The organism is Hoeflea sp. (assembly GCF_984452065.1).
Genome location: NZ_CFHWAF010000132.1, coordinates 1 through 12,570, shown reverse-complemented (window position 1 = coordinate 12,570; position 12,570 = coordinate 1). Strand labels below are relative to the sequence as shown.

Here is a 12,570-nt window from a genome sequence, read left to right as displayed (position 1 = left end):
CGGCGCCGTTCGCCTGGCCGAGCAAGCTGATTTGGATCATCAAATGGATCAATATGGTCGCCCGATACTCTAGGTGATCTACGGGGCAGGCAATCACGCCGACTGGCGAAACCGGAGTAGAGGGTTTTGATGTCTTTTATCGTCTTTTTCGTTCTCGTCATTGCTGCCGCTGCGGTCGGGTCAATCTTCAAACCCGGCGCATGGTATGCGTCTCTTGAAAAACCGCAATGGACGCCGCCGAACTGGGCCTTCCCGGTCGCCTGGAGCGCCCTTTATCTCTTTATAGCGATCGCCGGCTGGCTTGTCTGGCGGACCGAGGGGGTGAGCCCGGCACTGGCTGTCTGGGCGTTGCAGCTTGCCTTCAACGCCGCCTGGTCCTGGCTGTTCTTCGGTCGCCGGCAAATGGCACTCGCGTTTGTCGACATCCTCTGTCTCTGGCTGACAATCGTGGTGTTCATCGTTCTTGCCTGGCCGCTTTCACCAACGGCGGCGTTCTTGTTCGTTCCATATCTCGCATGGGTTAGTTTCGCCGCTTTTTTGAACCTGCGGATGTGGCAGTTGAACCGTTCCTGACAGCGGGTGTTTCCCGACGGCGCGGCATCGGTGAGAGCATTATTGCCGGCGCCCTGATTATTGAGAACAATTCCGGAAAAGCGTATTGCAGGCGGAAGACGAAGCGTGTATTTCCCGTCGCATCATGGACGGAGCGTAGCGCAGCCTGGTAGCGCATCTGGTTTGGGACCAGAGGGTCGCAGGTTCGAATCCTGCCGCTCCGACCAGAGCCGGAAGGCGCGGCGGCGCCCGGATCGGATGGAGTTGTTTGGCATGTCGGCAAAAATCTATCGCCCCGCGAAGACGGCCATGCAGTCGGGCAAGGCCAAGACCCATCTGTGGGTGCTCGAATACGATCCGGAAGTTGCGCGGACCATCGATCCTATCATGGGCTATACGTCCTCCGGGGATATGAAACAGCAGATCAGGCTGAGCTTTGAAAGCCGCGACGAGGCGGTCAGCTATGCCGAACGCAACGGCATTGCGTACCGCGTGATCGAACCGCATGAGCCGAAGCGCAGGCGCGTCGCCTATGCGGACAATTTCCGTTTCGACCGGCGTCAGCCCTGGACACACTGAGGGGCTGTTTCGGAAAGCGGATTTGTAAATGGCCCCGTAGCTCAACCGGATAGAGCAAGCGCCTTCTAAGCGCTAGGTTGTGGGTTCAAGTCCTACCGGGGTCGCCATTTCCGTGTCAGCCTGTGTGTCTGAGGGCGGGAAGACAAGCCATGGACAATGATGCGATCCGCGACATGTTTGACGGCCTTGGACCGGTGACGATCAAGAACATGTTCGGCGGCAAGGGCATATATCATCAGGGCCGCATTCTGGCTCTTGAGGTTGATGGTGAAATATTGCTGAAGGCCGATTCTGAAAGCGCCGGACTGTTCGAGGCGGCCGGTTCCACCCAATGGGTCCATGACGGAAAAACCAAGCCGGTCAAAATGCCGTACTGGTCCATTCCGGACGAGGCACTGGACGATCCCGATGAACTCACGCGATGGGTCCGCATCGCGTTCGATGCTGCGTTAAGGTCCAGATAGTCAGCTGTTTATGCCGTTCGGCGCGTTGTTCAGTGCTTGGCGCCAATCATCATAAAGGCGGGGATTTCATCGCCAAAGCCGATCGGCGTCGGCGAATCGTCAGCGTCGCCGCGTCTTGGGCGGCGCCTGTCGTCATTGTTGTTTGCCGCTTTCTTGCGCTTGCCGGACGTGTCGTCTTTTGATGTGCCGACCGTGTCCTTCTTATCCTTCCTGTTCCGGCCAGGCGCTTCGCCCTGTTCCTGTTTGGAACCGCGCCGCGACTTCGACTTCGGCTTTTCGGCTTCCGTCTCGTCCTCGATGATCGAGGACATATCCCCTTTGTGCCATTCAATGGCCTTGCCGATCAGTTTTTCAATTGCGGCGACCTGTTTGGAGTCCCGCTTTACGACCAGCGTGAAGGACTTTCCTGTGCGTCCGGCCCGTCCTGTCCGCCCGATGCGGTGGACATAGTCTTCCGCATGAACGGGGACGTCGAAATTGAAGACGTGGCTGACATCGGGAATATCGAGACCTCTGGCGGCAACATCCGATGCGACCAGAAGCTGGATGTTTCCTTCCTTGAAATTATGCAGCATCGTCATGCGGGCGCGCTGATCCATATCGCCATGGAGGGCGCCGACCGAGAATTCATGCCTCTCAAGCGAGCGGAAGAGATCCGAAACGTCACGCTTGCGATTGCAGAAGATGATCGCGTTTTTCAGATCATCCTGTTCGCGGATCAGATCGCGCAGCACGCCGCGTTTTTCGTAGTCCTTCGATCCGGATGCAATCAGCCGCTGTGTGACCGTATTGGCCGTGGTGGACGGCGGCGCAACCTTGATCTCTTCCGGGTTCTGCAGGAACCGGTCGGCAAGCGTCTGAATCTCGGACGGCATGGTTGCACTGAAGAACAGGGTCTGCCGGGTGAAGGGGATGAGTTTGGCGATGCGTTCGATATCGGGAATGAAGCCCATGTCGAGCATCCGGTCCGCTTCGTCGATCACGAAGATCTCGACGCCCGTCAGGAGCAGTTTTCCGCGCTCGAAATGATCAAGAAGGCGGCCCGGCGTCGCGATCAGCACATCGGCGCCGCGCTCCAGCTTACGGTCCTGCTCGTCGAAGGAAACGCCGCCGATCAGGAGCGCGATATTCAGCTTGTGATACTTGCCGTAATTGACGAAGTTCTCTTCGACCTGCGCTGCGAGCTCGCGCGTCGGCTCCAGGATGAGTGTTCTCGGCATGCGCGCACGCGCGCGGCCCTTTTCAAGGCGCGTCAGCATGGGAAGCACGAAAGATGCGGTCTTGCCCGTTCCCGTCTGTGCGATGCCAAGCAGGTCACGGTGCTCGAGGGCAGGCGGGATCGCCCCTGCCTGAATAGGTGTTGGCGTGGTGTATCCAGCGTCCTCGACGGCTGAAAGCACCTTTTGACTTAAGCCAAGATCAGAAAATGTTACCAAAGGAAATGTCGTTTCCGTTGTTAAGAGCCTTGGGTAATTGGGGTGCCGTCGCACCTCGTCCATATTGCGCCCCGACTAGTCCGATCAACCCCGCAAGTCAAGGTAATCACGGAATTTGTACCCGTTCGGCAACAATTATGGGGTATTTGTGGCAAAGACAGTTAATTCTGTCGTATTGTGAACAAATTCACGGGGCGAGCAAAATGCCGGCCCGATCATCCACATAAAGCCCGATCATCCACATAAAGTATGTACGGGAGCGATCTGCACCGGCGGTCCGGCGCTTCCCATCAAAGATAGTTGCGAAGCTGTTCGCCGGCTGTCAGGAACCGCTGGGGATTGACGGCGACGTCGTTGAGCCGGATTTCGTAGTGGAGATGCGGTCCGGTGGAACGGCCGGTGCTGCCTGTCGCGCCAATGCGCTCGCCGACCGTAACGGTATCACCAATCTTGACATGGATACGGGACAGGTGCGCGTAACGCGTTGTTATGCCGTTGCCATGATCGATCTCGATCATCTTGCCGTAGCCGCCTTTGCGGCCGGCTTTTACGACTTTGCCGATTCCGGTGGAAAAGACCTCCCGGCCGTACGGGGTCTTGAAGTCGATGCCGGCGTGATGAGCAAGGCGCTTGAAGAAGGGATCCCTGCGCTTTCCGAAGTGGCTGCTGATGGGATGGTTCGGCACGGGATGTGCGATCGGGATCCGGCGTGCCAGCGTCCTGGCCTGTTCCAGCGTATCAAGAGCATCGCCGAGATCATTCAGCGAGCTGTCGAAAGCCTTCGGCTTGTCGGCGCTGATGAACGGTCCGCCCACGGCGTTTTCAAGACTGGCCGTCACGCCGGTTTTCAGGAGAATGGAGCGTATCGTTTCGGCATTCCGGTAGGCTTTGGACGTCAGCACCTGTACCTTTTCGAATTGCTCCTGCTCGATTGTCCTCAGGCTACCGACGACATTGTCGAAGATCGTCTCGGCCTGTCGTGCCGGCTGGGCCGCGTAGGCGAGTTGGCCGGCACGAATGTGCGTGTCGGCGATTGCCGTTTCAAGGCGGGCCTGCCTGGCATTCGGCGCGGCGTCCGCGCGACGTTGCGGCTCCTCGATGTCGGTCGCATCGGGCCGTGCCGTCGGCACTGGAATCCGCTCCGGTACGAATTCAACGACATCAGCGCTTTTGAGCAGCATGTCGAGACGCCCGTGACGCGTGCTCAACATGGCCTGTTGTTCCAGAAGCCGGGTCATCTTGTCGTCCATGAGCTGCTGATCGAGAAGCTGCCGGCTCGTGATCCGGTCGACCTGCGAACGCAGCGAGGCGATCCGGTCCTCATAGGCATGTTGCATATGCGCCTGCCGGGCCATCGCCGCACCGACGAGGTCGTCACGCAGAACCAGATACGTTGTTCCAAGAACATGGCCGATGGCGAACACGGCCAGAACACTCACCGTTACGCCAAGCATCCATGGCCGGACAGTCCAGTGTCGAATCCGATCGCCGCTTGCCAGGATGATCGTGTGTTGCTTTGTGCGTTTGCCGAAAACGCGGCCCACTGAACTTTGCGACACGGTTACCCCCACAATGCTGTCCTTGCAACGACACCATTACACTGCGTTAAGGTTAATAAAGGCTTGAGTTCGTGTTTCTAAGAGGCGTTTGCCGAGGTCAGGTTCCGATAGAATGACGGAGTGAGACCGGCCTCCGCACGGGCGATATCGTTGAAGGGCGCCTTCAGTTGCCCGCGGAAGTTCGCGCGGACCAGTTTCCGAAAGGCTTCCTCCGGGTTCTTGTGCTGTCGATGGCACAGAAAGCGGAACCATTTGGCGCCAATGGCGACATGTTTCTTTTCATCATTGTAGATGACGTCGAGGACGGCCGCGCTCTCCTTGTCACCGGTCGCAATCATCTTTGCTTGCAGTGAGGGCGTCACATCCAGTCCGCGTGCCTCGAGAATCAGGGGGACAACGGCGAGCCTGGCGTTCAGATCGTTGCGTGTGTCGTGCGCTGCCTGCCACAGGCCGTCATGGGCCGGCAGATCGCCGTAATCGGCGCCGAGGGCGCGCAGCCGGTTTCTGATCAGATTGAAGTGCTTGGCTTCTTCAAAGGCGACCTGCATCCAGCCATCGAAGAATGTCAGCGGAACCTGTTCGCTGGCGAAGCGGGCGACGATATCGAGCGCGAGATCGATGGCGTTCAGCTCGATATGGGCAATCGCATGCAACAACGCAATGCGCCCTTCAAGCGTATTGAGGTTGCGTTTCCTGACGAGCCGGGGCGGTAAAAGCTCGGGTTTTTCAGGCCGCCCGGGCCTTTCCGCGACCGGTTCGTCGAGTGGAGACCGCAGCGATATCGAGCGCGCGTGCCAGCGCCGCGCCGCCTCCTGCGCGATCGCGGTTTTCGTGTCGAGATCGCATGCGCGAATGGCCTTGTTCGCGCCATCGCGCAGCGATCTGAACGAAAGGATATCGCCGGCCGTCATCGTGCGGGCTTTCCATGACCGCTGGCGCGCCGGCGGGAAGTCATCCGCCGACGGCTTCGAGGACGGCATCGGCGTGTCCGGGCACCTTCACCTTGCGCCATATCTTCTCGATGTTCCCGTTCGCGTCAATGAGAAATGTGGAGCGTTCGACGCCCATATATTTACGGCCGTACATGCTTTTCTCGACCCAGACCCCGTAGCTTTCGAGGGTGGTTTTCTCCTCATCCGACGCCAGCGGCACGGAGAGTTCGTGCTTTGCGATGAACTTGTCGTGCTTTTTCACGCTGTCGGGCGACATGCCCAATAAGGCGGCGCCGGCGGCTTTGAACTTGTCCTCAAGCGCAGTGAAGGCAACGGCTTCGGCCGTGCAGCCGCTGGTATCGTCCTTTGGATAGAAAAAGAGGACCAGTTTACGACCCGAAAAATCCGAAAGGGCCACGGTCTCGCCACCGTCTCGGGGCAAGGAAAATTCCGGCGCCTTCATGCCTTCGGCAAGTTCATTCATTGATGTGCTCTCCTGTCGTGCTGCGATGCTGTTGCTACGAATGCCGTGCTATATAGTTGGAGTTAGAATCGTCCAATTCCCCTGGCCACAAAATGGGAGTCGGATGTTGCACCTGTGGCATCGGAACGCAATCCATGACGAACACACACGGCGGAGGCAAGAAAGACAGGCGGCCCGATTCGCCCGCGCTGCACGAGATGCCTTCGGCCAATGCACATGATCCGATCATCGTAAACACACCGGCCCGCCACGGATTGTTTCATCATTGCGCCAGAGGCTTCGCCATTGTTTCCGCCCTGATTATCCTGCTGGTGTTGGGGGCCCTGGTGCTTCTGGAAAGCGGAGCGGCCGACGGCTCGCTGACGGGGCGTGCGCAGGCTTTGCTGCAAAATGCCGCAGGCGATCAATATCAGGCGACGGTGGACCATACCAGGCTCCGGTTGGCGAAACACGGGATGGTCGCCCTGGAGGCGCGCGATGTCGGGCTTCGGCGGATCGCCGACGGCGTTGAGGTCATCCATGCGGCAAAAGCCAGGATCGCGCTGCAGATCCTGCCGCTTCTGTCCGGACAGCTCAAGATTTCCCACATCGAAATCGAGGGCGGACTGGTCAATGCCGCGAGCGGCGGGGGAACTGGCGGAACAACCGGAAACGCAGGCGCAGAGCCTTTTGAGATCGCCGATCTCGAACCGGTGACAGACCGGGCGTTGACGCTTGTGCAAACCCTGTCTGCGACGCTGGAGGACAGGGAGACCCGTTCCGTATTCCTGTCGGACATGACATTCGAGGGGGTTGTCGGCAGGAGCGGTTCGATTGCGGTGAGCTCGGCCGAGATCGCCAGTGACGGCGAGGGTGGTCTTAATGTGGAGGCCGGTCTGGAATTTGCGGGGCAGGACATCCAGGTGACGGCCGAGGCAGCTCCGTCCGGCGAGCAGACAGACAGGATGCAACTCGATGCGCGCGTAACCGGTGTGCATCTGGGCAAGATGATCAGGGAGTTGTCCGACAATCCGGAACGCAAGTTCCGTCTGGAAAGCGATGTCGAAATCCAGATGACGGCTCTGAGCCGCGGCGCCGGACAAGCATCGGAACTGAACGCCGTTCTCGATTTCTCCGCGGGCGACCTCTTCATGGACGGCGTGGCGGCCGAATTGAAGCCGAGCCGCATCCGGCTTGCGATGGATACGAAGCGAAAATCGATTGAGATCGAACAGTCGCAACTCGATATCGGTAAATCTTCCTACAGCTTCAACGGTGGTATCATCGACCTGCACAATCTTCCGGACCAGACCGACGAGGGAATCGCCATTGATCTGCTGGTCAACCGGGCACGGGTGGCCCCGACGGATTCGACGGAACCGCCGGTCAATGTGGCGATGAAGGCGTTCGGGCGATTCGTGAGGGCCGAAAGGCGGCTCTATGTCGATGAATTTATCGTCAGGGGACGTGAGGGAAGCGTGTTTTCCTCCGCCAGCGTGCAGTTTTCGGACACCAGCCCGGAGATCAGCTTTGTCGCCAATATAGACAGGATGGATACCGCGTCGGTCAAACAGCTGTGGCCCTACTGGATCGCCAAAATGGCTAGGTCCTGGGTTCTCGACAATCTGTTTGGCGGCACCGTGAACGATGGCCAGATCAGGGTGTTCATACCCGAAGGGCGTATGGCGAAGGCGTTGCCGAACGCGCTTCATCTCGACGATCAACAGCTTCTGATCGACTTCAACATCGAAAACGCCCGCTTCGACGTTGCCGGTGATATCCCGCCGGTCAGGAATGCCGACGGACTGCTGACCTTGCGCGGCAACCGGCTGGAACTGAAGATCGACAAGGGTTCGTCCTATTTTGCCTCCGGACGCAGCGTCGACGTTGCCAACGGCCATTTTGTTATCGGCAAGACGAATGCGCGGCCGCTGATGGCGGAGCTCGATATCGAGGTTTCCGGTGAGGCGTCGGCGGTTGCGGAGTTGATCTCCTATCGCCCGATCAGCGCGCTGCAACGCACGCCTTACAAGGTTGACGATTTCGAGGGAACCGTCAGCTCGAAGGTTCATGTCGTGTTCGGTCTTGTTCAGAAGCAAAATCCGCCAAGCCCGGTCTGGGACGTGGATCTCGACCTTGACGGTGTCAGCATTGGACCCGAGGTCGACGGCGTGAAGGTGACCAACGCCACCGGTAAAATGCATGTCGACACAACCACGATCAGGATCGATGCGCAGGCCGAATTGAACGGCATACAATCGCAGGTCGACTTCACCGAACCTCTTGAGGCCGGCAACGGTGTCGAGTCGGACAGGACCGTTAAATTCCAGGTCAGCGAAGCAGATCGCGAGGAATTTGCGCCGCAGCTCAACGAACTGGTGAAGGGAACCGTTTTCCTGACGGCAAAGCTCGGAAAGGAGGGCCGGCAGGCAATTGACGCGGACTTTACCGAGGCGCGGCTGATCCTCCCATGGATCGGCTGGTCGAAAGGAAAAGGTATCAAGGCCACCGCGACGTTCGAACTGGTTCCCATCGAGACCGGCGCAACCCGGCAGACGGCAAACGCGCAGGCCGAGGAGGAAGCCAGGAAAGGTCTGGGTCTGCCCGGTGCTTTCACCATCAAGGACTTCGACCTCAAAGGCGAGGGATTTTCCGCCGCGGGCAATCTGGAAATGCGAAACGGTCAATTGATCAAGGCGGATATCTCGCGGGCATCGCTCAGCAGAGACGATGCGTTCTCGGTCGATCTGACCAGGAATGACGGCACCTATTCGATCAATGTCGAGGGAGAGGCCGTCGACCTGAGATCGTCGATCAAACACCTTCTGGCCGATACGCAGGGCGAGTCCGGCGGGGAAGCGGCAGAGAAGGTCGAACTGAGGATCAGGACGGACCGCGCCATCGGTTTTGGCGGCGAGACGGTCCAACCCTTCAAGATGGACTATGTCGGCCGCGGCAACACAATCCTGGGGCTGGATCTGCAAACCACCACCAGGAGCGGCGAGAAGGTCGATGCGGTGGGCAAGCATGACGGATCGGGTCTTATCCTGACCATAAGCAGCGACGATGCGGGCGCCGCCGTCCGTTTTGCCGACATCTACAGCAAAATCCAGGGCGGCACGCTGGACATAGAGTTGGCCAGGTCCGCAGACGGGCCCTATGTCGGCACGGTCGACATCAACGATTTCAGTGTGGTGGATGATGAGAATCTTCAGAAACTCGTCTCAACGCGCCCGCAGGGCGGCGAAAGCCTCAACGAGGCTGTGCGCCGTGATATCGATGTCAGCCGGGCGTATTTCCAATATGCCTTTGCCCGCATCGACATGGGCGACGGCTTTCTTCATTTAAGCGACGGCGTGGCCCGCGGAACCGAGGTTGGCTTCGCGTTCCAGGGCGATGTCTATGACCGCGACACCGGCATGGACATCACGGGCACTTTCATGCCCGCCTACGGCCTCAACCGGATATTTGGCGAGATCCCGGTCCTGGGCGTCATTCTCGGCAACGGCCGCGACCGCGGCCTGATCGGAATCACGTTCAGGCTGACCGGAAGTTTCGACGATCCGACCCTTGCCATCAATCCGATTTCCCTCATTGCTCCGGGTATATTCAGGTCGATTTTCCAGTTCCGCAACGACAGCACAAATGTCGAAGCGGAGGGCCAGTATAATTTCAGGAGCGAGTCGCGGTAGAGCGAGCCGAGTCAGACGGGCCGCACCAGCATGTGCTTTTTCTTGCCGAGCGAGAGTTTGACAACGCCGTCGCCGGTCAGATCCGATCTGTCGACGGCGCGCCGTTCGTCGGTGACCTGCTTGTCGTTGATTTTCACGGCGCCGCCCTTCACGTGACGTCTGGCCTCACCATTGGACGTGGCGAGGCCCGTCGTAACAAACAAGCTGAGCAGGCCGATGCCTGCGTCCAGTTCCGACGCGGCGATCTCGACCGTCGGCAGGTTTTCGGCTGTCACGCCTTCCTCGAAGGTCTTGCGGGCCGTCTCGGCGGCTTCTTCGGCCGCGGCGCGGCCATGCAGAATGGCCGTGACTTCCGTTGCAAGGGTCTTCTTGACCTCATTGATCTCGGAACCGCCCAGCGCCTCGAGGCGTGCGATCTCGTCCATCGGCAGCGTGGTGTAGAGTTTCAGGAAGCGCCCGACATCAGCGTCCTCGGTGTTGCGCCAGTACTGCCAGAAGTCGTAGACGCTCAAAAGGCCGGCGTTGAGCCACACGGCCCCGCTGGCGGATTTGCCCATCTTGGCGCCGGAGGACGTGGTCAGCAGCGGTGATGTCACCGCATAGAGCTGCGGCGTTCCCATGCGGTGGCCGAGATCGATGCCGTTGACGATGTTGCCCCACTGGTCGGAGCCGCCCATCTGCAGCCGGCATTCGTGGCGACGGTTCAGTTCCACAAAGTCGTAGGCCTGCAGGATCATGTAGTTGAATTCGAGAAAGGACAACGACTGTTCCCGGTCGAGGCGCAGTTTGACCGAGTCGAACGTCAGCATGCGGTTGACCGAGAAATGCCGGCCGACGTCGCGCAGGAATTCGACATAGTTGATGTCCATGAGCCAGTCGGCATTGTTGACCATCAAAGCGTCGGTTTTTGCCTCGCCGAAGGACAGGTATCTGGAGAAACAGGCACGGATGCCGGCGAGATTCTCGTCGATCTTCTGCGGCGTCATCAGTTGCCTGGCTTCGTCCTTGAAGCTCGGATCGCCGATCATGCCGGTGCCGCCGCCCATCAGCGCGATCGGCCGGTGACCGGTCTTTTGCAGCCAGTGCAGCATCATGATCTGAATGAGGTTGCCGGCGTGCAGACTTGAGGCGGTCGGATCGTAGCCGATATAGGCTGTCACCGTTTCCTTGCGGAACAGATCGTCGAGGCCGCTGTCGTCCGATGTCTGATGGATAAAGCCGCGCTCGCTCAGTGTATGCAGGAAATCGGATTTGAAGGCGGACATGATTTTTCCTTTGACGCCGGGTCGCGATGCGCGTTTTGTGTCGGTTCGGCGGGCGTTTATCATCCTTTTTCACCGATTTCACGCCATTTGTTTGAATGCATCGTATCGGAGATGCTGATGACCACGGCCATAGCAGGCAAAGCGGACGTCGTGACCGCCATCGGACTGATGAGCGGGACGTCCATGGACGGAATCGACGTTGCGATGGTCCGCAGCGACGGCGATACGGTCGCGGAGCGTGGCGCCTTTCTCACGATTCCGTACAAGCCGGATTTCAGGCGGCGCCTCACTGACGCGCTGGACACCGTAAAATCGATCCGCAAGCGCGACGAGCGTCCCGGCAATCTTGGCGAGCTCGAACGCGAGCTTACCCTGCTGCATGCCGACGCGGTGGAAACCTATCTGTCGCGATTCGCGCTGTCGGCAGACCGGATCGACCTTGTGGGTTTTCACGGCCAGACGGTGTTGCACAGACCGGAACGGCACCTCACGGTTCAGATCGGCGACGGGCCGCTGCTTGCCGGGCGGCTTGGCCTGCCGGTGGTTTACGATATGCGTGCCGACGACATGCGAGCGCACGGGGAGGGCGCGCCGCTGGCGCCCGCCTATCATGGCGCGCTAACGAGGAACCTTGACCGGGAACACCCTGTGGCCTTCGTCAATATCGGCGGCATTTCCAACATAACGAGCGTCGATGCGGATGGCCGGCTGACCGCGTTCGACACCGGGCCGGGCAATGCGCTGATCGATCAGTGGGTCGAGATGAAAGCCGGAATTCCCTTTGACCAGGGCGGCGCGATTGCCAGCGAGGGCCAGTTGCTGCGCCGGTTGATCGATCCCTATCTGGACGCGGCGTTCTTCGACGTCTCGTCGGAGCGGCGATCGCTGGACCGCAACGATTTCCTGCCGCCGGAGCCGCAGGAGGCCAATCTTGAGGACGGCGCGCGCAGCCTGGCGCGGCTGACGGCGGAGGCCATCCTGAAATCGTCACGAAACCTGCCCGAGCTTCCCAAAACCTGGGTGATATGCGGCGGCGGCAGAAGCAATCGCATGATCATGGAAGATCTGGAGAACCTGTTGTCGGCGCATGACGCGACGGTGCTTCCCGCCGAGGCTGTGGGCCTGGACGGTGACGCCATGGAGGCCGAAGCCTGGGCGTTTCTTGCGATCCGCTCGCAAAAAGGCCTTGCGCTTACATGGCCGGAGACAACGGGCTGCAGCCGGCCCGTGACAGGTGGAAAGATGGCGATGCCCGTCGGCAAGGATGCCGGCTCGGGTTAACGCCTGACCAGGCGGAAGCCGACGAGGATGTGCTTGATGGTGTCGGGCCGGCCGTGCCGCGCCTTGCTGGTCATTTTCCGCTCCGGCGCCTAACGGATCCGTTTGGGGGCAGGTTCGGGAACCAGCTCGCCGGCCAGGCGCCTGTCGAGGTAGTCGGCGCATTCGCCGATCAGATCGTCGACCTGACCGTTGAAGAAGTGATTGGCACCGGACATGATCTTCTGGGTGATCATGATGCCCTTTTGCGTCTTGAGCTTTTCGACGAGGCCCTGAACGTCCTTTTCCGGAGCGACACGATCCGCGTCGCCGTGGATGATCAGACCGGACGAGGGGCAGGGCGCAAGGAA

Annotated in this window: 10 protein-coding genes, 2 tRNA genes and 1 pseudogene; 7 read left to right on the top strand and 6 right to left on the bottom strand. The window is 59.6% G+C overall.

Going from position 1 to position 12,570, the window contains the following annotated elements:
* The first annotated feature begins 129 nt into the window (after positions 1 to 129).
* The 5 genes from AC5E6N_RS19600 to AC5E6N_RS19580 all read left to right on the top strand — a co-directional run bounded on the left by AC5E6N_RS19600 (position 130) and on the right by AC5E6N_RS19580 (position 1,595).
* On the top strand, positions 130 to 573 hold the full coding sequence (locus AC5E6N_RS19600) for a TspO/MBR family protein (protein ID WP_491749392.1): 444 nt from the start codon (positions 130 to 132) through the stop codon (positions 571 to 573).
* 129 nt (positions 574 to 702) lie between these two features.
* Positions 703 to 779, top strand: a tRNA-Pro gene (locus tag AC5E6N_RS19595).
* 46 nt (positions 780 to 825) lie between these two features.
* On the top strand, positions 826 to 1,131 hold the full coding sequence (locus tag AC5E6N_RS19590; protein ID WP_491688555.1) for an ETC complex I subunit: 306 nt from the start codon (positions 826 to 828) through the stop codon (positions 1,129 to 1,131).
* A gap of 30 nt (positions 1,132 to 1,161) precedes the next feature.
* Positions 1,162 to 1,238 (top strand) — tRNA-Arg (locus AC5E6N_RS19585).
* A gap of 42 nt (positions 1,239 to 1,280) precedes the next feature.
* Entirely contained in the window at positions 1,281 to 1,595 is a 315-nt protein-coding gene (locus AC5E6N_RS19580) for a TfoX/Sxy family protein (protein WP_491749391.1), read from the top strand.
* Between the two features lie 29 nt (positions 1,596 to 1,624).
* Here AC5E6N_RS19580 and AC5E6N_RS19575 read toward each other — a convergent pair whose 3' ends face one another.
* From AC5E6N_RS19575 to bcp, 4 genes are all read right to left on the bottom strand, one after another.
* Complete coding sequence (locus tag AC5E6N_RS19575; protein WP_491749390.1) at positions 1,625 to 3,031, bottom strand: DEAD/DEAH box helicase; 1,407 nt, start codon at positions 3,029 to 3,031, stop codon at positions 1,625 to 1,627.
* A 290-nt stretch (positions 3,032 to 3,321) separates the two neighbouring features.
* On the bottom strand, positions 3,322 to 4,590 hold the full coding sequence (locus AC5E6N_RS19570; protein ID WP_491749389.1) for a M23 family metallopeptidase: 1,269 nt from the start codon (positions 4,588 to 4,590) through the stop codon (positions 3,322 to 3,324).
* 77 nt (positions 4,591 to 4,667) lie between these two features.
* Positions 4,668 to 5,501 (bottom strand): ferritin-like domain-containing protein, encoded by an 834-nt coding sequence (locus tag AC5E6N_RS19565; protein ID WP_491749393.1) that lies wholly within the window; start codon positions 5,499 to 5,501, stop codon positions 4,668 to 4,670.
* Positions 5,502 to 5,541: 40 nt separating this feature from the next.
* The gene (gene bcp / locus AC5E6N_RS19560; protein WP_491749388.1) at positions 5,542 to 6,006 is read right to left on the bottom strand and encodes a thioredoxin-dependent thiol peroxidase; all 465 of its coding nucleotides are present in this window, start codon (positions 6,004 to 6,006) and stop codon (positions 5,542 to 5,544) included.
* 134 nt (positions 6,007 to 6,140) lie between these two features.
* On the opposite strand from bcp, the gene AC5E6N_RS19555 reads away from it, so the two are divergent.
* On the top strand, positions 6,141 to 9,677 hold the full coding sequence (locus AC5E6N_RS19555) for a hypothetical protein (protein WP_491749387.1): 3,537 nt from the start codon (positions 6,141 to 6,143) through the stop codon (positions 9,675 to 9,677).
* A gap of 11 nt (positions 9,678 to 9,688) precedes the next feature.
* On the opposite strand, the gene tyrS is transcribed toward AC5E6N_RS19555, so the two are convergent.
* Complete coding sequence (gene tyrS, locus AC5E6N_RS19550; protein WP_491749386.1) at positions 9,689 to 10,942, bottom strand: tyrosine--tRNA ligase; 1,254 nt, start codon at positions 10,940 to 10,942, stop codon at positions 9,689 to 9,691.
* Between the two features lie 117 nt (positions 10,943 to 11,059).
* Between tyrS and AC5E6N_RS19545 the strand changes: the two genes are divergently transcribed.
* The gene (locus tag AC5E6N_RS19545; protein WP_491749385.1) at positions 11,060 to 12,223 is read left to right on the top strand and encodes an anhydro-N-acetylmuramic acid kinase; all 1,164 of its coding nucleotides are present in this window, start codon (positions 11,060 to 11,062) and stop codon (positions 12,221 to 12,223) included.
* Between the two features lie 89 nt (positions 12,224 to 12,312).
* Here the strand turns inward: AC5E6N_RS19545 and AC5E6N_RS19540 are convergent.
* Positions 12,313 to 12,570, bottom strand: a pseudogene (locus tag AC5E6N_RS19540) (alpha/beta hydrolase); the annotation flags it as partial.

Coding starts and splice junctions, on each gene's coding strand:
- AC5E6N_RS19600 (WP_491749392.1), top strand. CDS start 130: ATGTCTTTTATCGTCTTTTTCGTTCTCGTCATTGCTGCCGCTGCGGTC.
- AC5E6N_RS19590 (WP_491688555.1), top strand. CDS start 826: ATGTCGGCAAAAATCTATCGCCCCGCGAAGACGGCCATGCAGTCGGGC.
- AC5E6N_RS19580 (WP_491749391.1), top strand. CDS start 1,281: ATGGACAATGATGCGATCCGCGACATGTTTGACGGCCTTGGACCGGTG.
- AC5E6N_RS19565 (WP_491749393.1), bottom strand. CDS start 5,501: ATGACGGCCGGCGATATCCTTTCGTTCAGATCGCTGCGCGATGGCGCG.
- bcp (WP_491749388.1), bottom strand. CDS start 6,006: ATGAATGAACTTGCCGAAGGCATGAAGGCGCCGGAATTTTCCTTGCCC.
- AC5E6N_RS19555 (WP_491749387.1), top strand. CDS start 6,141: ATGACGAACACACACGGCGGAGGCAAGAAAGACAGGCGGCCCGATTCG.
- tyrS (WP_491749386.1), bottom strand. CDS start 10,942: ATGTCCGCCTTCAAATCCGATTTCCTGCATACACTGAGCGAGCGCGGC.
- AC5E6N_RS19545 (WP_491749385.1), top strand. CDS start 11,060: ATGACCACGGCCATAGCAGGCAAAGCGGACGTCGTGACCGCCATCGGA.